This window comes from Nocardia sp. NPDC004568 (assembly GCF_040609955.1).
In the GTDB taxonomy this organism is placed as follows: Bacteria; Actinomycetota; Actinomycetes; order Mycobacteriales; family Mycobacteriaceae; genus Nocardia.
In genome coordinates this window covers 1-21,963 of record NZ_JBEXLL010000056.1, presented here as the reverse complement: position 1 = coordinate 21,963, position 21,963 = coordinate 1, and the positions used below count along the sequence as shown (strand labels likewise).

At 70.9% G+C, this 21,963-nt stretch carries 10 protein-coding genes; 7 read left to right on the top strand and 3 right to left on the bottom strand.

What is annotated here, in order from left to right:
* The first annotated feature begins 192 nt into the window (after positions 1-192).
* Entirely contained in the window at positions 193-9,399 is a 9,207-nt protein-coding gene (locus ABZV91_RS22930) for an AMP-binding protein (RefSeq protein ID WP_355245173.1), read from the top strand.
* 330 nt (positions 9,400-9,729) lie between these two features.
* Positions 9,730-10,719 (top strand): alpha/beta hydrolase family protein, encoded by a 990-nt coding sequence (locus ABZV91_RS22925; RefSeq protein ID WP_355245209.1) that lies wholly within the window; start codon positions 9,730-9,732, stop codon positions 10,717-10,719.
* A 209-nt stretch (positions 10,720-10,928) separates the two neighbouring features.
* Here the strand turns inward: ABZV91_RS22925 and ABZV91_RS22920 are convergent, their stop codons facing one another.
* A complete protein-coding gene (locus tag ABZV91_RS22920; RefSeq protein ID WP_355245170.1) occupies positions 10,929-11,738 on the bottom strand; it encodes an enoyl-CoA hydratase-related protein in 810 nt (269 codons plus the stop codon).
* 134 nt (positions 11,739-11,872) lie between these two features.
* On the opposite strand from ABZV91_RS22920, the gene ABZV91_RS22915 reads away from it, so the two are divergent.
* The gene (locus ABZV91_RS22915) at positions 11,873-13,108 is read left to right on the top strand and encodes a TetR/AcrR family transcriptional regulator (protein WP_355245168.1); all 1,236 of its coding nucleotides are present in this window, start codon (positions 11,873-11,875) and stop codon (positions 13,106-13,108) included.
* Between the two features lie 141 nt (positions 13,109-13,249).
* The gene (locus tag ABZV91_RS22910; protein ID WP_355245165.1) at positions 13,250-15,145 is read left to right on the top strand and encodes a serine hydrolase; all 1,896 of its coding nucleotides are present in this window, start codon (positions 13,250-13,252) and stop codon (positions 15,143-15,145) included.
* A gap of 173 nt (positions 15,146-15,318) precedes the next feature.
* On the opposite strand, the gene ABZV91_RS22905 is transcribed toward ABZV91_RS22910, so the two are convergent.
* Positions 15,319-16,890 carry an aldehyde dehydrogenase family protein gene (locus ABZV91_RS22905; RefSeq protein ID WP_355245162.1) on the bottom strand — a complete coding sequence of 524 codons (1,572 nt, stop codon included), beginning with the start codon at positions 16,888-16,890 and terminating at the stop codon, positions 15,319-15,321.
* A 213-nt stretch (positions 16,891-17,103) separates the two neighbouring features.
* Between ABZV91_RS22905 and ABZV91_RS22900 the strand changes: the two genes are divergently transcribed.
* The 3 genes from ABZV91_RS22900 to ABZV91_RS22890 all read left to right on the top strand — a co-directional run bounded on the left by ABZV91_RS22900 (position 17,104) and on the right by ABZV91_RS22890 (position 20,209).
* Complete coding sequence (locus ABZV91_RS22900; RefSeq protein ID WP_355245159.1) at positions 17,104-18,231, top strand: ATP-binding cassette domain-containing protein; 1,128 nt, start codon at positions 17,104-17,106, stop codon at positions 18,229-18,231.
* A gap of 254 nt (positions 18,232-18,485) precedes the next feature.
* Entirely contained in the window at positions 18,486-19,265 is a 780-nt protein-coding gene (locus tag ABZV91_RS22895) for an ABC transporter permease (protein ID WP_355245206.1), read from the top strand.
* 71 nt (positions 19,266-19,336) lie between these two features.
* Positions 19,337-20,209, top strand: a complete 873-nt coding sequence (locus ABZV91_RS22890; protein WP_355245156.1) for an ABC transporter permease — start codon at positions 19,337-19,339, stop codon at positions 20,207-20,209.
* Positions 20,210-20,219: 10 nt separating this feature from the next.
* On the opposite strand, the gene ABZV91_RS22885 is transcribed toward ABZV91_RS22890, so the two are convergent.
* Positions 20,220-21,422: a lycopene cyclase family protein gene (locus ABZV91_RS22885; RefSeq protein ID WP_355245153.1), complete on the bottom strand. Its 1,203-nt coding sequence runs from the start codon at positions 21,420-21,422 to the stop codon at positions 20,220-20,222.
* Positions 21,423-21,963: the final 541 nt, after the last annotated feature.

Sequence of the window (21,963 nt, the reverse complement as noted above, 5' to 3'; positions counted from 1 at the left end):
CCGGGTACCGGCGCATTGTGGCAGGCTGCTGTCCAAGCTGCGGCACGGCAGGGCGCGGCGGTGAAGTGCGATAGGCAGGCGAGGCGGACAGATGGATGCGGTAGTCGGTCAGCGGTGTGACCACCTCCGGAGGGCGAAAACGGTATGACGCGGCCAGTCCGGACCCGGCCCCACCGAACCCGGCGGCCCCGCGTGACCACCCTTCCGCAGCTGATCGCGAACGCTGTCGAGACCAATCCCGACGGTGCGGCGCTCGTCCTCGCCGACGGCACCGGCCCGCTGGAGCAGGTCAGTTATGCCGACCTGGACGCCTGGTCGAGCCGGCTGGCACGGTCGCTCATGGCGCGCGGTATCGGTCCGGAGGATCTGGTGGCCGTGGCCATCCCGCGTTCGCTGGACGCGGTGCTGGCGGTCTGGGCGGTGGCCAAGACGGGTGCGGGGTTCGTGCCGATCGATCCCGCCTATCCGCCGAACTGGATCGCGCATCTGCTGGTCGATGTCGGCGCCGTCTACGGTCTGGCGGTCTCCTGGGTCCGTAACGAACTCCCCGACGAGATCGAATGGTTGCAGGTCGACACGGTCGACGCCGCCCGCTCGCTGGAGCAGTTCTCCTCGGAACCGGTCACCTACGCCGACCGGATCCGTCCGCTGCGGGCCGAGCATCCCGCCTATGTCAGCTATGTCAGCGACGGTGAGGCCTCACCGGACGGTGTGGTGGTCACCCAGGCCGGGTTGTCGGGTCTGTGCGCCGAACAGCAGGGCCGCTTCCGGGTCGAACCCGAGGACCGCACGCTGAACTTCGCGCCGCTCCCCTCGGATTCGGCCGTCCTCGAACTGCTGCTCGCTCTCGGTGGCGCCGCGACCATGGTGGTGGTCTCGCCACTGGTGTCCACAGCGGACGAATTGACCGAACTGCTGCGTCGCACCGGTGTCACCCATGCCTATCTGACACCCGAAGCGCTGGAGGTGATGGATCCGGCGGGGCTGGACGAACTGGGTGTGGTGATCGCCGGCCGCCGGCCGTGCCCGCCCGAACCGGTGTCGCGCTGGGCGATCCCGGTCGCCGGCGGGGCGACCCGGGTGCTGTACCAGGGTTACGGACCGGCCGAGGCCACGATCATGACCAATATCAGCACCGCGCTGACCCCCGGCCGGGCACCGACCGTGGGTGCGCCGATCCGCGGTGTGACGGCCCACATCCTGGACGGACAGCTCGCGCCGGTGCCCGCCGGTTCAGTGGGGGAGCTGTACCTCGGCGGTCCGCAACTGGCCCGCGGCTATCACCGCCGGCCCGGGCGGACAGCGCAATTGCTGGTCGCCGACCCGTACGCCGACGACGGTTCCCGGCTCTTCCGCACCGGTGACCTGGTGCGCCGCGCCGACGACGGCGAGCTGGAATATGTGGGCCGGGTCGAACTGCCGGCCCTCTCGGATGCCACGGGCCCGAGATCTCTGGATACACCGGGGGTCGCCGTCGTCGAAGCGGCCGCGGATCCGGAGGTGGCGCTCGACGAATCGCCGGCCGACTTCGAACAGAGCCTGCCGATCCGGGAAGTCGCGGCTCTGCCCGGGACATCCGATCTCCCGGCCGCCGAAGCGGAGCCGCCGGTCGCGGAGAACACCTTCGCCGGCTACGGCTACGGTCTGTCCCATCAGGAACCCGTCGCCGATGCGGCGCCCGTGTCGCCCGCGCGCGGACTGTCCGGGGAGGACAGCAGGCTCGCGTCCGAGCGGCGCGATATGGAACTGCCCGGCCGCGGCTACCTGGATATGCCCGACCGTTCACATCCCTTGGGCGCGCGCGGCGCCCGGGCCGCGGAAACCGCCTCTCCCACGGCGGAGACGAACGAACTCGCGGATCCGGACGCCGGCTCCTGGCCGAGCGGCAGCCGGCAACTGCCCGCGGCGAGTGACTCCCAGACCTCCCGCGGGAGTTCGTTCCGGGCGGCCGGTGACGCGCTGGCGTTCTACGAGAACATGCCGGAGGGCGCCGCCGCCCCGCGCCCGGAGAACCGGGGACCGAGCCCGGCCGTACTACCCGCCACCCGCCCGGAGCCCGGGGCCGCGGAGTTCCCGTTCGGCGCCCGGGACAGCAATGCCCGGAGCCCGCTCTGGCCCGAGGCCGCCGGTGCCGCGGCGGAACATCCGGCGCCGGAACCGGTGTCGGCGCCCGACGACCGCACGGCACAACGACCGGATTCCATCCCGCTCTCGCCGGGGCAGCTGCGGTTGTGGGAGCGCAACCGGTTCACTCCCGAAGAAGGCGTCGACACCGTCACCGCCGCGATGACCCTGACCGGCACCTTGGACGCGGCGGCCATGCAGGCCGCCGTCGCCGATGTGGTCGACCGGCACGAAACGCTGCGCACCGTCTACCCGGAAGTCGGCGGTACACCGCATCAGGTGGTCCTGCCGCGTGAGCGGGCTGTCCCGGAGGTCGTCGCCGAACCGGTCACCTCCGCCGAACTGGCCGGCTGGCTGCAGGCACTGTCACGGACCGATTTCGATGTCGCCGATCCCGAGCAGGTGCCGGTCCGGTTCGCCCTGGCCGAAACCGGTCCCCGCGAACATGTGGTCGCGGTGGTCGTGCACCGCATCCTCGCCGACGAGGTGTCGGCCGGGCTGCTACTGCGGGACCTGCTGCGCGCATTCCTGGGCCGGCGCAACCGGTCGCGGCCGCTGTGGCAGCCGCTGTCGGTGCAGTATCTGGACTATTTCCTGAGCCGGCAGGCCGAACTCGGCGACAGCACCGATCCGGACTCGCTCGCCGCGGCGCGGCTGGCGTTCTGGCGTGAATACCTGGCCGGGTTGCCGCCGCGGCTGGAGATTCCGGCCGCCGGCGGCCGTTCCGGCGCCACGGGCTACGGCGTGCACGGTTTCGAGATCGGCACCCGCACCCATCGGCGGATCGCCGATATCGCCCGCCGGGGTGAGGTCTCCGAATTCATCGTGGTGCGCGCGGCGTTCGCGGTGCTGCTGGCCCGCTCGGCCGCCGTCACCGATATCGTGCTCGGCAGCTCGGTGCGTGGGCACGACGAACGCGAACTCGACGACGCGATCGGCCCCTACGCCAACACCGTCGTCCTGCGCACCCGCATCGACCCCGCGGAGTCCTTCCTCGACCTGGTCGCGCGGGTCGCCGAATCCGATCGCGCGGCATTCGCCCACGCGGATCTGCCCTTCGAGATCCTGGACGCGGCGATCGGCGCCGGTGCGCCGCTGTTCGATATGGCGATCGCGTTACGGCACAACGATGTGCCGCGCCTGGAGATGCCGAGCCTGTCCACCGAGCCGATCGAGATGGCGAACTCGTCCGCCGAGTGCGGTTTGCGGCTGGTGATCGATCCGCACCGCGCGCCCGACGGTTCCCCGGACGGGATCGCGGCCGCGGTGCACTACGCGGCCGACCGGTTCGATATCGCCACCGTCACCGAATTCGCCCGCAGGCTGCAGCGCGTGCTCACCGTCGCCGGTGGCGACCCGGACAGTCCGGTCGGCGATATCGACCTGCTGTCCCGGGCCGATCTGGATCGGTTGCTGGTGGTCTGGAACGACACCCGGTATCCGGTCGCGCCGGATCTGCTGCTCGACGGTTACCGCCGCACCGCGGCCACCCGCCCCGATACCGTGGCGGTGGCCGACGCGGAATCCGAGCTCACCTATCAGGAATTCGACGCTCGGGTGAACCGGCTGGCACGGCGTTTGATCGAGGCCGGTGTCGGCACCGAGACCCCGGTGGCTGTGGCGCTGCGGAACTCCACCGAACTGCTGGTGGCGATCTACGCGGTGCTGACCGCCGGCGGCGTCTGCCTGCCGCTGGACCCCGACGATCCGGCCGGCTGGAACGCGCGGATCGTCGACCTCGCCGGACCGGCCTGTGTGCTGGTGGCCCCGGCCGACGAAGCGCGGCTCGCGGCCGCGGTGGAAAACACCGCCCGGCCGCCGATCATCGTGACCGGTGCCGAGGATCTCGCTCGCCACGCCGCCGATCCGGTGCGCCCGGAGGAACTGATCCGGCCGGTACGTCCCGGTCACGCGGCCTATCTGCTGTGCGCCTCGGTGTCGGCGGACGGGCCGGAACTGGCGGTGCTCTCGCACGCTGCGATCAACAACCAGATCACGCTGATGCTCGCCCAGTATCCGATGGGTTTCACCGACGTCTACCTCCAGCGGAATCCACCGACCCGCGACACCTCGCTGTGGGGTACTTTCCTGCCGCTGCGCGCCGGCGCGGAACTGGCCCTGGCCCCGGCCGGGGCGGAGGATCCGGAAGGTATCGCCGCGACGATCGCCGCGCGGGCCGTGACGGTCAGCGATTTCGGGCCCGGCGAACTCGCCGCGTTCGCCGAGCATGCCGATCCGGGCCCGGTGCGCAGTCTGCGTGAGGTGTTCGTGACCGGCGGTCCGCTGGCGCCGGAAACCGCGCGGGCGGTACGGGAACGTTGCGGTGCGCGGGCGCAGAATCTGTACGGGACCGCGGAAACCGCGGTGTCGGCGACCTCCTGGCCGGCGGCCGGGTCGGCCGATCGATCGGTGCCGATCGGCCTGCCGCAGTGGAACACCCGGGTCTACGTTCTGGATTCGCGGTTGCGGCCGGTCCCGCCCGGGGTGCCCGGTGAGCTGTACCTGGCCGGTGACCAGTTGGCCCGCGGATACCTCGGCCGGCGCGGCCGCACCGCGGACCGGTTCGTGGCCAACCCCTTCGGCTACGGCCAGCGCATGTACCGGACCGGCGACCTGGTGCGCTGGCGCGATGCCACCGCCACCACCCCGCAGCGACTCGACTACCTGGGCCGCACCGATGACCAGTTCGGTTACCGGGGGCACCGGATCCGTCCGGCCGCGGTCGCGGCCGCGCTGCGCACCCTGCCCGGTGTCGCCGCGGCCGCGGTGCTCACCCGCGGCAGCGGTCCGTCCTTGTCGTCGGCCGCGCGTCCCGGCGCCCGCCTGGTCGCCTACATCGTTCCCGAGCAGGCCGGGACCGAACCGGATGTCGTACAGATCCGGGCGGCCCTCGCGCAGACGATGCCCGCAGATCTGGTGCCGTCGGCTTTCTCGGTGGTCGAGCAGATTCCGCTCACCGTCGCCGGCACACCTGATCGGGACCGGCTCCCGGACCCCGACGACATCGCCCCGCTGCCGCCGGACCCGGGTCCCTGGGCCGCGGACGCGCTCGTCGAGACCACCGGCGCGCCCGATGCCGCGGCGACCACACCGGCCCGACCGCAACCGCAGCGGACCGAACCCGCCGGTGCCACGCCGGCCCCGTTCACCGGCGCCGCACCGGAGGCCACCGGTGAGCTGCCCGTGACCCCCACCGCCGCCCGGCTGCTGGACAATCCCGTGCCCGGCGTCGAGGTCCGGTCGGTGGTGCTGGATCTACCGGCCGACCAGCCGCTGAGCCGGACCGAGATCGCGGTGCGGTCGCTGATGGCCCGGCATCCGATGCTGTCGGCCCGGCTCGACACCGGCGAACGGCCACCCGTTCTGCGGATTCCGCCGCGGGAGCAGCGGGGCGAGCGTCAGTACTGGTGGCTCGGCCCGGAATCCGGTGAGAACACCGTGGCCACCGACGACGTGGTGCAGGCGGCCGCCGACGCGCTCGACCCCGCGACCGGCCGCAATATCCATTTCGTCGTCACCGGTACCGAACCGGACCGGCGGCTCGTGGTGGTGGCCAACGGACTGGCCGTCGACGACCGCTCGTGGCGGATCGTCATCGACGAGCTGATCGCCGGGTGGACCGGCGCCGAACTCGCCGCGGCCGCCCCCGAGAACAAACTGCCGCAGCTGGTGCACGCCCTGGACGCGCGCGCCCGCTCCATCGAACTCCTGGACGAGTCCGGCTGGTGGCGGCGCAACCTGGCCGGCGCGCAGATCGCGGCCCCGCTCGGGACCGCCGATCTCCGGGTCCGCCGTCGGGTCTCGCTGGCCATCACCGCCGAGGGCACGGCCGCGGTGACCGCCGCGGCCGGTGCCTACGGGGCAACCGTGCCCGAGGTGCTGCTGACCGCTGTCGCCGTCGCCCTGCACACCGGTGCCCAGGGTAAGGTCGCCCGCGCGATCGGCTCGCTGGTGCGCTGTGACGCCGACGCCCGATCGTTCGCGAACGGCACCGGCGACCTGGTCGGCGGATTCGCCACGGAATTCCCGCTGTCGGTCCGGATCGCCGATATCGATACCACCGAAGCACTGGTCGGGGGGCCCGCCGCGGGCAGTGCCCTGGTGCAGATCCGTGACCTGTACCGGTCGGTACCCGACGGCGGCGCGGGATACGCGCTCCTGCGCCATCTGAACCCGGAGACCACCGCCGAATTCGCCGCCGCCGAATCCGGCCGGCTCACCCTGCGCTACCGGGATCTGCGCCCGGCCCGGGTGCACACCGACGGCCCGGCCGACGGCGTCCCGCTGGCGCTGACCGTCGACGCCACCGACGACGGGCTGCTGTGCCGGTTCGACTACGCGACCGACGTCTTCGCCGGGGAGGATGTGAAGACCTTCGCCGAGCACTGGGTCCGCGCGCTCGGCGGTCTCGCCGAACACGGTTTGCGCCCGGACGCCGGACCCGCGGCCACACCGCAACCCACGTCCGCGCCCCGACCCGGGGCGGAGCCGGAGACCGCGTATGCGCCGGATCCGGTGCCCGACGCGGAGGTCACCTCACTGCTCCGCCCGGTCACCGGCATACCGGATACCGCGCCGCGCGAGCCCGGCCCCGGCACGCTACCGCGAGGTCACGCTCACCCCGCGGCCGCCGCGGACCCGCTGCCGGACACCGCCGGCGCACCCGCCCGAGGCGAACCGCCGCGGCGGCGGGTCCCCGACGCGGAGACACCGGCTCCGGGTACGCACGCCGCGGCGGCCGGGACCGGGCTTCCACAACGTCGCTCGATCACCGGGGACGGCGCGCCCGCGCAACCGGAGCCGACCGCGCCCCCCGCGCGCGACACGACGCTCCCGGCGGAGCTCGGAACCGGCGCGGGCGGTACCGATTCGGCCGCGACATCGTCACCGTCCTCGCTGCCGCAGCGTCGTCGGCGACCGGAGGTGGATTCGGCGGCGGTAGCCGATCCCGACGCGGTGCCGCTGCCGCAGCGCCGCTCGGGGTTCGACGTGGACGCTGTCGGTCCGGCGGATTCGTCGCCGCAGCGTCGTCCGGGGTTCGACGTGGACGCTGTCGGTCCGGCGGATTCGTCGCCGCAGCGTCGTCCGGGGTTCGACGAGGGTTCCGCCGGCCCGCCGGATTCGGGCTCGGTCTCGCTGCCGCAGCGTCGCCCGGGACCGTCGGATTCGTCGCCCGACGCCGCGGCGCCGGAACCGGCTGTCCGGTCCGCCGCCCTGCCGCAGCGCCGGTCCCGGCACGACAGTGGTCCGACCGGTGAGCAGGACCAGGCCGCCGAACCCTCGGCGATGCCGCAGGATGGGCCTCGGTACGGCGGTGGCTCTGTCGCCGAACCGGCGGCCACCGTCGATCCCACGCCGCCGCTGCTGCCCCGGCGCCGACCCGACGCCACCGGGCAACCGGAACATCCCGGAACAGAAGCGGATCCGCCCAACGCTTCCGCGACACCGGGACTGCCCCAGCGTCGTCCGCGGCACGACAGCGGCTCGCCCTCGGAAGCAGAAGCGGAACCGGCCGGGGTATCCGAGCCGTCACCGGCGTTGCCGCAGCGCCGCTCTCGGCTCGGTGCGCAGCCCGGCGCCGATTCCGCGGCGCTTCTTTCCGAGCCCGTGTCCACCGCGAGCGGGTTCGGCCGGGAACCGCTGCCGGAGTACCGCTCCGCCACGGAAGCGGGACCCCCGCCCGCCGACACCGCCGCCGGTTCGGCGAGCGCCCCGGCGCTGCCGCAGCGCGGCACGGCGGAAGCCGACGGTCCGGCCGCCGGAACCGCGGCCGCCCCGGATCCGGCCCCGCTGCCGCGACGCGCGCCGCGCGATGAGCTCGAATCGGCGCCGGTCGAGCTCCCGCCGGCATTGCCGCGCCGCCGACCGCAACCCCTGCGGGACGAGACGGCGTCGTCCGAACCGCGCGACTGGACTCTGAAGCGCTCGAAGCCCGCGGCCCCCGCGCCCGCAGCGGCGGACACCCCGGGGCCCGAGCTCACCGCGGACCCGGAGCCGACCACCTTCCTGCGGCCGATCCCCGATGTGGAGACGACCGCCTACATGTCTCCGGTCACCGACCTGGCCGCGCGCGACGACCAGAGCACCCTGCTGTCGCTGTTCGACGAACAGGTGAGCCGGACCCCGATGGTCCCGGCCGTGCGGCAGGGCGCGCGGGTGCTCGGTTACAGCGAGCTGGACCGCAAGTCCCGGGCGCTGGCCGTGGAACTGATCCGCTTCGGCGTCGGCGCCGGAACCCTGGTCGCCGTGGCCATGCGACCCGGTATCGACCTGGTGGTCGCGGTCTGCGCGGTACTGCGCGCGGGCGGCGGATATGTGCCGGTCGATCCCGGTCGCCCGGCCGCGGAGGTCGACGAGTTGCTGGCCACGGCGGCCCCGATCTGTGTGCTGAGCACCTCGGACGAGGGCTTCACCACCGGTACCGGTATCTCGGTGGTCGCCATCGACCTGCTGTATCTGGACCTGCCCACCGACCCGTCCACCGACCCGTCCGTCGCCGCCGACGACCTCGCCGATATCCGCTACGTCCCGGGCGGTACGGCCGGTGTCACGAGCACCCACCGGCAACTGGTCGAGAGACTGCGGCGCGCCCAGCGCAGCCACCCCTACGATTCGTCGGACCTGGTGCTGCACGCGGCGCCGACCGTCACCGACGTCACGCTGTGGGAGCTGTTCCGGCCGCTGCACCACGGCGCCCAGATCCTGATGCCCGATCATCCGGGCCGGGCCGCCGACCTGTCCCGTTCGATCGCCGCCCACAAGGTGACGATCGTGCACGTGGTCCCGTCCCTGCTGGACCGGTTCCTCGATTCGGTGACCGACGGCGGCGGCCGCGCCGCGCATCCCAGCCTGCGCCGGGTCGTCGTGGACGGCGCCGCGCTCCCGCCCGGCGGCGTCGAACGATTCACCACCGTGCTGCCCGGCGCGGAACTGGTGATCTGGTACGGCCACAACGAGACGGGTGTGATCACCGTGGGGTCGGTCGGCGGGCGGCCGGTCACCAACGACCGGGTGTATCTCCTGGACGAGCAGTTGCGTCCGGTACCGCCGGGCGCCGTCGGCGAGATGTACATCGGGGGTCCGCAGCTGGCCCGGGGCTATCACGCCGCGCCCGCGGAGACGGCTTCGCGGTTCGTCGCCACCGGCGGTGGTGGACGGTTGTTCCGGACGGGGGACCTGGTGCGTCGTCGAGACGGTGTGCTGGAATATCTCGGGCGTGTCGAACGCGTCGGCGGGTCGCTCATGAGCGGTTCCCGGCGTGGCGGGCATGATTGACCCGGCTGTGCGGTGGCCCGGACCACCGAGCCCGGTCGGCGGCGGTATGAGATCCCACGGTCCGGTCGACCGTAACGGGACATCCGAGCAACGCTACGGTAACGATATGTCCGCGAGGTACGACTACAGCGACAGAACCCCAGGGGTGGGTGAAGCCGGCCCCGTTACTGTGAGGCGTTCGGGTCCTGGAGCCGGTTGTTGCGGTGCGGGAAGAGCCCGGATGAAATTTCGAGACGAAGCGAAGGTGCGAAATTGATACGTCGACTCACCCGGCGTGGCGGGAGGCGCGCCGCGGCGATGGTCGCGGCCACGGCAGTGCTGACCGGTGTGATGACCGGCCTGGGCGGTAGTACCGCCGGGGCGGATCCGATCATCGAATCCAAGACGCTGCTCGCCGACCCCACCGCGCCCGACGGGTCACGCATCGTCAAGGCCGAGTACAAGGACGACCGCAATCTGCGGCTGTACGTGAACTCGGTGGCCATGGACAAGGATATCGTCGTCGACGTCCAGCGTCCGGCCGACGCCTCGGTGCCCCGGCCGACTCTCTACCTGCTCAACGGTGCCGGTGGCGGCGAGGACTCGGCCTCCTGGCAGGCCCAGACCAATACGCTCGAATTCCTGTCCGACAAGAACGTCAATGTGATCCAGCCCATCGGCGGTGCCTGGAGTTACTACACCGACTGGATCAAGGACGACCCGGCGCTGGGCCGCAACAAGTGGAAGACCTTCTTCACCGAAGAGCTCCCGCCGCTGGTCGACGGCGCGCTGGGCACCAACGGTGTGAATGCCATCGCCGGTCTGTCCACCTCGGGCACCACCGTGCTGGCCCTGCCGATCGCCAAGCCCGGGCTCTACAAGGCGGCCGCCGCCTACAGCGGTTGCGCGCAGACCAGCGACCCGGTCGGTTCGGAATTCGTCAAACTCACCGTGAACACGTGGGGTGGCGGGAACACCGACAACATGTGGGGTCCGCAGGGCTCGCCCGAATGGGCCGCGAACGACCCCTACGTGCACGCCGAGGGCCTGCGCGGTCTCGAACTGTACGTCTCGACCGGTAACGGCCTGCCCGGCCGCTGGGACACCTTGAACGGCCCGCACACTCTGCCGGGCTCCTACGGGCTGGCCAACCAGATCCTGGTCGGCGGCGTCATCGAGGCGGGTACCAACTTCTGCACCCACAACCTGAAGACGCGGCTGGATTCGCTCGGCATCCCGGCCACCTTCAACTTCCGTGACTCGGGTAGCCACTCCTGGGGTTACTGGGAGGACGAGTTCAAGGTTTCGTGGCCGGTCCTGGCCCGCGGCCTGGGCCTCTAGTCCCACCGCTGTTCCTCGCGCCCGTGCCGGGGCGGCCACGCGCCGCCCCGGCACGGGCTTTCTCGTATCTCGGCCGCCGTGTACCGGGGCCCGTGCGGCCTCGGGCCGGGTCCGCTCCGGCAGCGCTCGGCACCCTCCGGCCGTCATCTCCATTACGGAAAACACCCGCCCTGCCGGTGGCAGGACGGGTGTTCGTGGTCGCAGTTCGCCTACTCCGCGAAGACCGCCTTGCGTTTGCCGAGCATGGCGCCGGCGCCTTCGAAGAAGTCGGGGGATCGCAGCAGTTCGACCTGACCGGCCTTCTCGTCGGCCAGGGCGGAGTCCAGCGCGCCGAGAGTGGCCCGGTTGAGGGCCTTCTTGGTGAGTTCGAGCGCGCGCCGCGGACCGTGGGAGATCTTCTCGGCGGCGGCCTCCACCGCGGCGTCGAGCTCCTCGGTGGTGGCCAGGACCTCGGTGAGCAGACCTTCGGCGCGCGCCGCGGGGGCCGGCAGGCGTTCGCCGAGCAGCGCCATCCGCGCGGCCAGCGGGCGGCCCGCGGCCGCGGCCACCAGCGCCGCGGCGCCACCGTCGGGCATCAGGCCGATATTGATGAACGCCAGCAGCAGGTAGGAGTCGGCTTCGGCGTAGACCAGGTCGGCGGCCAGCGCGATACCGACACCCACCCCGGCGGTGGCGCCCCGGAGGCGGACGACAACCGGTACCGGTAGGTCCACGATGGCGCGAACGAGCCGGTTGGCGGCGTCCATCACCTGGTCCGGGGTGATGCCGCGGGCGCCCTCCTCGGCGCTGGCGGCCAGATCGGCGCCGGTGCAGAAGTCGCCCCCCTCCCCGGTGAGGACGACCACGCGCACGGCTTTGTCCTGCGCGGCGGCGAGGAAGGTGTCACCCAGCGCGACCAGGGAGTCGTAATCGAGCGCGTTCTTGCGTTTGGGCTTGGTGAGGGTGACCCGCAGTATCCGGCCGTCCTGCACGGCGGAGAAACCCGCCGGCTGCGTGGTGGGGGAATCTGTGTTGACCATGCGCGCTCCATAGGGGGCCCTCCGGTGCCGACCGGGTGGCGAATAGCGGTTAACGTTGCGAATTGTGGTTAACTTAGGTTGACTTGTCGGGCGCTGTCAACACCGGCGGCGCCGCCGAGGCGAACGGAGAATGCATGGTCGCGGATAGCAGCCGGGTGGACCCGGTGCGCGTGCGTCCGGTCGACCGTGGCGCCGGCCAGGGCGGGCGGCGCCGGCCCAAGGACCGCAAGGTGCAGATCATGCGCGCCGCGGCCCGGGCCTTCAGCGAGCGTGGCTACTACCCGGTCGGCGTGGACGAGATCGCGGCCGAGGTCGGGATCTCCGGCCCCGCACTGTACCGCCATTTCGCCAATAAATACGCCCTTCTGGTCGCCGCCGCGGAGGAGGGCGCCCGGCAACTGCTCGAGGCCGCCCGGGCCGCCGACGAGCCGGAAGCGAAGCCGGACGAACGTCTCGACGCCCTCATCCGGGCAGTGGCCGAGCACACCATCGAGATCCGGCGCGAGGCGGGTCTGTACCGGTGGGAGGGCCGCTATCTGGAACAACCCGACCGCGCCCGCATCCGGACTCTCTACAACGAGATCAACGACACGCTGGCCGCGCCGATCGAACAGCTCCGCCCGGACGCCCCCCCGGAGGACATCGCGCTGCTGGCCGCGGCCGTACTCAGCGTGATCGGCAGTATCTCGGCCCATCGCACCGCGCTGTCCAGTGCCAAACTGCTGCCACTGCTGCACGATATGGCCTGGTCGATCGTGCGTACCGAACTGCCGCCCGCACCCGGGGCGGGCGAACCCGACAGCACCCCGCGCGGCCTGCCGGTCACCTCCAAACGCGAGCAGTTGCTCACCGAGGCGATCAAGATCTTCGGCCGCCGCGGCTACCACGAGGCCAGTATCGAGGAGATAGGCGCGGCCGTCGGGATCAACGCCTCCAGCGTCTACCGGTACTTCAGCAGTAAATCCGATCTGCTGGCGGCGGCCTTCCACCGCACCGGCGACCGGCTGGCCTTCGCCATCACCGAGGCGCTCGCCGAGGCGAGCGGGCGCGCCGACGCGGTGGACAAGATCGCCGACCGCTACGTCCGGCTCAGTTTCACGATGCCGGAGATCATGCCGGTGTACTACGCGGAATTCCCGAATCTGCCCCCGGCCGAGCAGCACAAACTACGGGCCATCCAGCGGCAGAACGTGCACGAATGGGCGAATCTGCTCGACGGTGATCCGACCGAGGCACGCTTCCGGGTGCATTCGGCGATCGGCCAGGTCATCGATGTGGGGCGGTTGATCCGCTTCGATTCCCGGCCCCAGCACATGGCCCGGGTGCACGCCCTCATGATGGCGGCCATGCTCGGTTCTCCGATTCGCTGACCGGCGGCGCGGGCGCCGAGGTGGCGCCGACCGTGACGCGGCGTCGGTCCTCCGCCGCGAGCCGCGTACTCGCCGGTTCGACGAGCCGATTGCCGGGAAGGGCTTGACCTTGCCCCAGGGGCAACGTTCGACCATCGTTCCATGAGCGAAATGGAACAGGAACTGGCCGAATTCGTCGCGGTGTCGGCAGCCGAACTCGGAGTGCCGGGTGTGGCGGTGGGTGTCTCGGTCGCGGGCCGGGAGTACATCGCATGCCATGGGGTGACCAGTGTGGACAACCCGCTTCCGGTGGATGCCGACACCGGGTTCGTCATCGGCTCCGTCAGTAAGACATTCACCGCCACCGCGCTCATGCGACTGGTCGATCAGGGGCTCCTGGAACTGGACGCACCGGTGCGCCAGTACGTTCCGGAATTCGCCGGACCCCACGTCGCGGCGCGTGCGGTGACCGTAGCGCAGCTGCTCAACCACACCGCCGGTATGGAATGGAAGCTGAGTACCGATACCGGCGAAGGGGAGGACGCGCTGGCCCGGCATGCGGAGCTGCTCGCGGCGGCGCCGCTGGTCGCCGAACCGGGCACCCGGGCGTCCTACAGCCAGGCCGGGTTCAATCTCGCGGGCCGGATCGTCGAGAACATCACCGGACAGACCTTCGAACGGGCCGTGGCCACTCTGCTGTTCGAGCCGCTGGGCCTCACGCACAGCGGCTACCTGCACAACGAGGTGATGACCCGTCGTTTCGCGGTCGGCCACAACACCGGCGACAACGGCGACCTCACGGTGGCCGCGCAGTGGAAGGACAACCGTTCCGACAATCCCGGTGGCGGGCTGGTGTCCTCGGTCGGCGATCTCCTGCGCTGGGCCCGGTTCCATCTCGGCGACGGCCGGGCCGCCGACGGTACCCGGATCATGGGCGCCGGCTCCCTGCACCGGATGCGGGAGCGGACGGTGGAACTGCGCGGCAGCACGCTGGGCGACGCGTTCGGCATCTGCTGGTTCCTGCGCGAGGTGGACGGCGTCGCGACCATCGGGCACGGCGGATCCGGCAACGGGCAGTTCGCCGAGCTGCTGCTCGTACCGGAGCGGGAATTCGCCGTGGTCGTGCTGTCCAATGCGGGGCCGGACGCGGGCCTCGAATTCGATCGCGCGGCGGTGCACTGGGCGCTGGAGCATTTTCTCGGGCTGCGGGAACACGACCCGGAGCCGCTACCGTACGACCCGGCGCGGGCAGCCGAGATCATCGGGGCCTACGAGAACGAGATGATGCGACTCACCCTGGAAACCGACGGCACCGCACTGGCGATCGGATGCGCCATCAAACCCGAGATCCGGGCGGCCGCGAATACCGAGCTGCCGCCCGACCTGCCGCCCGCGGCGCTCGGCCTGCTGCCCGAACCGCCGCGCGACTCCTCCGGCTATCGGCGTTACCGTGCCGAGGACGCCGTCGAACTGGTCAGGATCAGGACGCTGGCGCAGGCGGGAGTACCGCTGGCGCGGATCGCGGAATTGCTGGCCGCCGAGCCCGACGAGTTCGCGGCGGCGCTCGTCGAGATCGATGCCGGGCTCGCCGAACGCGCCGCGGCGATCCGGCGCACCCGGGCCCGGCTCACCGAGCTGGTCGGCGGCGATCGGCTTTTCGTCTCGGCCGAAGTCGCCGGGTATCTCGACCGGCTGCGGCGACTCGGTGCGAGCGAACGAGCGGTACGGATGGAACGCGATATCTGGATCCTGCTGCATTCGGTGGCGTCCGAGCAGGCGGCGGAGTGGGTCGCCGACAAGCCGGCCGCCCTGGACGATCCCGAGTTCGGGCTCCTGTACCTGGCTCACGATGTCGCGTTCGACTGGTCGCCCGACGATCCGCGGCTACCGGAACTGGCCGAGCGCACCGCGCGCTGGCTGGCGGAACGGGACGGCGCGCCGGGTCGTGCCGTCCTCGCCCTGGACCCGGAGCTGCTCCGGCTGGTGACCGGGTCGGTCGCCGGCACCTCACCCGCGTGGGATCGGCTCTCCTCCCTGGCGCGCGACCCGGCCGGGTGAGGGTGGCTGCCGGGTTGTGGCGACGGCCCTCTGCCGGGCGGCCGGACACCTCGGCAACCACGACGGCAGAGCGTTCTCCGCGACCGGCCGGGCGCCGGCGATGATTTCGCAGGGCGCCATTCGTCGTACGTGGTCGCCGCGCGTCCGGCCGGGGAATGCCGGCAAGCCGCCGGTCAGCCGTGCCGGAACCGGAAAACCGTGCGCGCCACCCGCAACCGCCGCACATTGCGATGGAAGCTGGACAGGCCCAGCGGTTCCCCGTACCGGTTGCGGGCGATGGACAGGGTCCGGCTGAACTCGCGGAGCCCGTGTACGCCGTGGCTGTGCCCCTGCCCGTATTCGCCGACCCCACCGAAGGGCAGCGCCGGAATACTGGCGTAGGTGGTGGCGGTATTGACCGTGACCACCCCGACCCGTAGCCGCTCGGCATAGACCTCGACCTCGGCGATATCGCGGGTGAACACCGAGACCGCGATACCGCGGCCGGCATCGTTGATCCGGTCCACCGCGTCGTCGAGGTCGCGCACTTTGTTCACGATGAGGACCGGGCCGATGCCCTCCTCGGTGATGGCGACGCTCTCCTCCGGTACATCGGCCAGCACGATGGGCTCGACGTAGGGTTCACGAATGGAATCCAGTCCGCCGACCACCGCGCGCCCGCCGCGCGCCAGGGCGTCGCGGACCTGTTTGCGCACCACCTCTGTCTGCGATTCCAGGATCATCGGCCCGTAGGACGAACGGCGGTCCGCGCCGGGCTTCAGGGCGCGCGCCCGCTCGACCACCAGGTCGAGGAACTGGTCGTAGACCGAGGCCGCGACATAGGCCCGCTGGACGCCGGTCGCGTTCTGGCCCGCATTGGCCATGGCCCCGAAGACCGCGGCGTCGGCGGCGTCGTCGAGTTTGGCGTCGACGTGCACGATCATCGCGCCTTTACCGGAGTTCTCGACCACCACCGGGGTCATGGTCTGGGAGCACAGCGAGATCACTTCGCGGCCTTCGGCTTCCGGCCCCGCGTACGCGATCTTGTCGACCCCGGCGCGGCACAGTGCGGCCACGGTCGAATCATCGCCGGTGACCGCCGCGAGAACGGGCTTGTCCGGGGCGATCTCGCGCCAGGTCTCGGCCAGCCACAGTCCGGTGCCGCTGGTCACCGCGTGCGGTTTGAAGACCACCGCGTTGCCCGCGGCCATGGCGTAGGCGATCGAACCCATCGGCGTGAACACCGGGTTCTGCCAGGGCCCGAGCACACCGATCACGCCCAGCGGCAGGTAGCCGACCGAGGCCCGCTGATTCCGGGTGAGCCAGTTGGAGGCCAGCGGTTTCCGGCTCAGCGCGGCACCGGCGTTACGGGCCGCCCAGTCCAGATTCTCCACGGCGAGCATGACTTCGATCGCCGCGTCGGCTTCGGGTTTGCCGGTTTCCTCGCGCAGGACGTCCACCAGTTGCGCGGCCCGGCGCGCGATGACCCGTTTCCACTCCAGCAGGAGCCGCTTACGGGTTCCGAAACCCGCTGTCGACCACCAGTTCTCGACTGTGCGCGCGGCATGGACCGCGCGTTCGAGGTCGCTGGGGCCGGCAACGGTATAATTGCCCACCACCTCGCCGGTACGGGGGTCGTGGGATGTGAGCACGCTCGGTCGGCCGGGTCCTCCCGAACGCGCCGCCACCTCGGGCTGCGCGGTATCGGCCATGGCACTCAGATTATGGTGGTGGCGTAGCGCCGACAAGGTACGAGCACTGCCCATGGACTGTCCCTGCGCCGCCGAGCAGGGGGGATGACCGGCCGCGTCGCTGCTGTGAGCAAAGGCGCATCTGGTTCGACCCGGAATGGGGTAGAAGGGCGCGCTCCGGCGCCCGCTATCCCAGCCGGTAACATCGCGCCCGGCGCCAGGGATCATCCAGGGGGTACCGATGCGCCGGTCACCCCGCCCGCCGATAAGGCCGACAGTGGAGAGTTGATGCCGAGTTCGAACGAAGCCGTGACAGCCGCCGGCGAGAATGCCCCGCCGCTTCGACCGGTGCATTCCCGCCCACCCGGCGCCGAGACGTCCAGGTACGGGAACGGCAGTGCCGCGCCGGCGCTCGCGCCCGTCCGGCCCCACGGTGCCGGACCCGCCTGGGCGGACGCCGTCCGCGTCGAGGGCATCACCAAATCCTTCGGTGATGTACAGGCGTTGCGCGGGGTGAGCTTCTCGGCCGCTCGCGGCACCGTGCTCGGCATCCTGGGGCCCAACGGCGCGGGCAAGACCACCAGCGTGAAGGTGCTGTCCACCCTGCTGCGCCCGGATTCCGGGAACGCGATGGTGGCCGGTCACGATATCCGTAAGGATCCCGCCGGGGTGCGCCGCTCGATCATGATGACCGGCCAGTACGCCGCCCTCGACGAAAACCTCTCGGGCCGGGAGAACCTGGAACTGTTCGGCCGGTTGATGGGCCTGAGCAAGTCGGCGGCGCGCAAGCGCGCGGACGCGCTGCTCGAGGAATTCGATCTCGTGGCCTCCGGTCGCCGCGCGGTGCGCCAGTACTCCGGCGGTATGCGGCGGCGGGTCGATATCGCCTGCGGCCTGGTGGTCCGGCCCGAAGTGGTATTCCTCGACGAACCGACCACCGGCCTCGACCCGCGTAGTCGGCAGGGTGTCTGGGACCTGGTGAGCGCATTGAAAGAGCAGGGCATCACCGTGCTGCTCACCACCCAGTACCTCGAAGAAGCCGATGTGCTGTCGGACAACATCATCGTGATCGACAAGGGCACTGTGATCGCGGAGGGTACCGCCGACGAACTCAAGGAGAAGACCGGCGGCAGCTACTGTGAGGTCGTCCCGCTGGACCCGACCCTACTCGCCCGGGCCGCCACGGCCCTGGGGGAACTGGTTCCGCCGGCGGTCGCCGCCGACCTCGCGGGGTCGGGGCGCCTCTCCATCCCGGCGCCCGACGGTGCCGCGACGCTGGCCGAGGCGCTGCGCCGGCTGGACGCCGCCGGAATCACGCTGGCCGATATCGCACTGCGCCGCCCTTCCCTCGACGACGTGTTCCTCTCCATCACCGGCCATGCGGGTGGCACCGAACAGCCGGGGAACACGGCATGAGCGAGTCAGGCCCGGAGGCGGTAGCGGAGCGTGGCCACGCAGGGCCCTCGCTCGTGCCCGATGAGCACCGCATGAGCGAGTCAGGCCCGGAGGCGGTAGCGGAGCGTGGCCACGCAGGGCCCTCGCTCGTGCCCGAGGGACACCGCATGAGCGAGTCAGGCCCGGAGGCGGTAGCGGAGCGTGGCCACGCAGGGCCCTCGCTCGTGCCCGAGAAACACCGCGTGAATGCTTCCGCGGTCGCCGCGCGCTCCCATCTGTTCGGCGACCTCCCCGGCACGCGGGTGTCCGCGTTCGCGCAGTGGTGGGCGCTGACCGGACGCGTCGTCTGGACCATGGTCACCAAGGGCGAGATGATCGCCGCGATCATCATGCCACTGGTCTTCACCGTCGGTTTCTATCTGCCGCTGCGCTATGTGATGCAGTTCCAGGGCATCGACTACGCGCAGTTCGTGATGCCGATCGTGGTGTTGCAGACCATGGCGTTCACCATGATGTCCAATGCGCAGCTGGCCGCCGTCGAGGCGCTCACCGGGTTCAGCACCCGGTTGCAGACCATGCCGATCGGTATGCTGGTCCCGCTGACCTCGCGGATCGCGGCCGGACTGTTCCGCTCGGTCGTCTCCTTGATCGCGGCCTTGATCTACGGCCACATCATCGGTTTCGAGTTCACCGCCGGCTGGGGCCAGACCGTCGGTTTCTGTGCTTTCGCCCTCGCCGTCGGGACCGTGCTGGCGGTCGGCGCGGACGGGCTGGGCAGCCTGACCAAGAGCCCCGCCTCGCTGAGCCAGGCGCTCACCCTGCCGACGCTGATCTTCGGCATGATGTCGTGCGGTTTCGTGCCCGAAACCGGCTTCCCCGAGTGGGTGCGGCCGTTCGTGCGCAATCAGCCGATCACCCAGTTCTCCTACGCGCTCCGCGATATGGCGAGTGACGGGGTGACCTGGGAGGTGCTGCGCGTGGGATTGTTCTGGCTGGTCGGCGCCGCGGCGGTGTTCACGCCGTTCGCGGTCTGGGCGAGTGTGAGGCGATCATGAGCGAGTCAGGCCCGGCGACGGTAGCGGAGCGTGACCATGGAGGGCCCTCGCTCATGACCGAAGGACACAGCATGAGCGTTGTCGAAGAACCCACAGCGACCGGAACCGAGGCGGCGTCGGTGCATATCGCCGCCCTCGACCTGCCACGGGTCACGCCACGGTCCGAGCGATCGCCGGTGGTGTGGGCGATACACAGTTGGATCCAGTGCAAACGGCTGCTGACGGCCTGGCTGCGCGATCCGGCCACCACCATCCAGACGATCGTGTACCCGGCGTTGACCCTGGTGATGTTCTGGATCGTGCTCGACGATTCCATCTCCGGTTTCACCGGTAAGCCCGCCATCTACGGCACCGTCCCGATGATCACCCTCGTCGCGGCGATGACGGGCGCGGTGGTCAGCGCGCTGGGCTTCAAGGTCGAGAAGGCCACCGGGCTGCTCGGCAGGTTCTGGACCATGCCGATCCATCGCGCGGCGGGCCTGACCGGCCGGCTGCTCGCCGAGGTGATCCGGATCGCGCTCACCACGGTGATCGTCATCGCCGTCGGTTTCGCTCTCGGATTCCGCTTCGACCAGGGGCCGTGGGCCGCACTCGGCCTGATGGGGATCCCGATTCTGTTCGGTATCGCGTTCGCGGTCTTCATCACCGGGATCGCTGCGTCCACCCAGGGCCCGCTGCTGGTCCAGTTGGTCGCGATCTTCATGAACCTGCTGCTGTTCTTCAACTCGGGTTTCGTCCCGGTGCTCGCCTATCCGAGCTGGCTGCGGTCGACGGTGGAGAACCAGCCGATGAGCTGCGCCATCGAGGCGATGAAGGGGCTGTCCCTGGGTGGACCGGTCGCCGAACCGCTGGTCGACACCCTGCTGTGGATGGCCGGCGCCATCCTGGTGTTCGGCTATCCCGCCGTTCGCGGCTACCGTAAGTCCGCCGAGAACAGCGGCTGAGCGCGGTCGGCTACTTCCGGGATTCGGGTGACCGCGTCTCGGAAGTGGCCGGTGCGAACGGGTAGCCGACCCAGCGGTCCCGGTTGGTCCAGCCGACCAGGTCGTAGCGCCAGCGGAACGGCCAGGTGTGCGAGACGGTGTTGAAGAGAACCGCGCCGAGCGCCGCGTAATCGTCGTGGGCCGAGAGCAGGGCGCGCTGCCCGCGCGGCGAGGCGGAGAAAAAGGAGTCGAACATGGCGATCGACTGCTCGGTCGTCAACCGGCCCAACCCCCACAGACCGCGCATCCGCATCCAATAGGTGAGCCGGGCCTGCCACGGCCACAGCGCGGCGATCGGATCCTCGCCGGCCAGGATCGCGGTGACCGCGGTATCGGCCAGCGCGAACGAATCGGCGACGCTGTAGCCGGTACAGGGGTGCATCATCCCGCCGCGCGACCCGTAGGGCACCACCTTTCCCACCCCGTTCTTCGGTGGCGGGGTGTCCAGCGGGTAGTGCGCGGCCTCACTGGGCTCCGCGCCGGTCAGTTCGATACCGTGTGCGGCCAACCGCGCGAGGGTGCGTCGGCGCAGTTCGTGCTGCGGCATCCCGCCGCGCAGACCGAGACTGGTCTCCTCGAAGATCACGGTGCCGTCGCCGAGTGGCACCGAGTACAGGAACGACGGCGGCTCGTCGGGCCCGGCCCCGTTCTCCGGCCGCCAGTCCAGCAGCAGGCCCTCGCCCTCCCCGACCATCGGCGCCGCGGTCTCGGCGTTCACGAAGATTCCGTGCGCGCTGGCCGCGCGCCGATCGCCGAGCGCGGGCATCCCCCGCGAATCCACCACCACCGCCGCGCGGATCACCGTGCCGTCGGCCAGCTCGACCTCGCGCGCGTCCACCCGGGTCGCCCGCCCCGTGTACACCCGGGCGTCGTCGAGCGATAGTGCCGCGTGCAGCAGCGGCTTGGACAGCACGCAATAGGGCCGCTCGATCTCGATCGCGGACGTCGTCCAGACCACCGGCGCCGGAATCCGGCTCGCGATCACGCTGTGCGGCAACCAGTCCGGGAGCTCGTCGATCCAGCAGGAGAAAGTCGGCGGCCACAGGCGGTCCGGGCGGGGATCCACGGCGGCGACACGGAGACCGGCCACGACGGCCCGATGGGCCAGCGCCCGCCCGGACGGGCCCAGCCCGACCACGCAGATATCGAACTCACGGACCACGCTGTCTGCCATGTACTGCATTCAACGGGGCGGGGCGGGGGAGGGCAACAAGAGTGGTCGGCCCCCGCTCGACGGATCGCGGGGCCAGGGCGGCCCTTCATCGGCGGTTTCGCCACTGTTCCGCTCGATGCCTCGCGTCTCGTCTCCGAGCAGACCTCGCGTCTGATCGCCTACGAACCTCCACACCCTCTCGGCGCCGAGTTCAGCGAGGCCCGCAGGGGGTCGAGGCCCGTCCCGTCGTTCCGGCCTCGAAGTGCATCGCCGAAGGCGCGAGTCTCGAGGCTTGAACGACGGGACCTCCGGGGGCCTCGACCCCGCGCCGCCGTAGGCGGCGCCGATAAACACCGGGCCTTGGCGAGTGAGCTCACCTCTCCGCCTCGGCGAGTGAGCCCGCGCCCCTGACCGGCGCTGTGAGCCCACGGGCAAAGGTGCGGTGTGAACTCGCCCGTCGAGGTGCTGTGTTTTTCGGCGCGCCTTCGGCGCGCGGGGTTGAGGCCCCCTTGGTCTCGCCGTTTCGGCCTCGAGACTTGCGCTTCGCGCGGCGCTTTCGAGG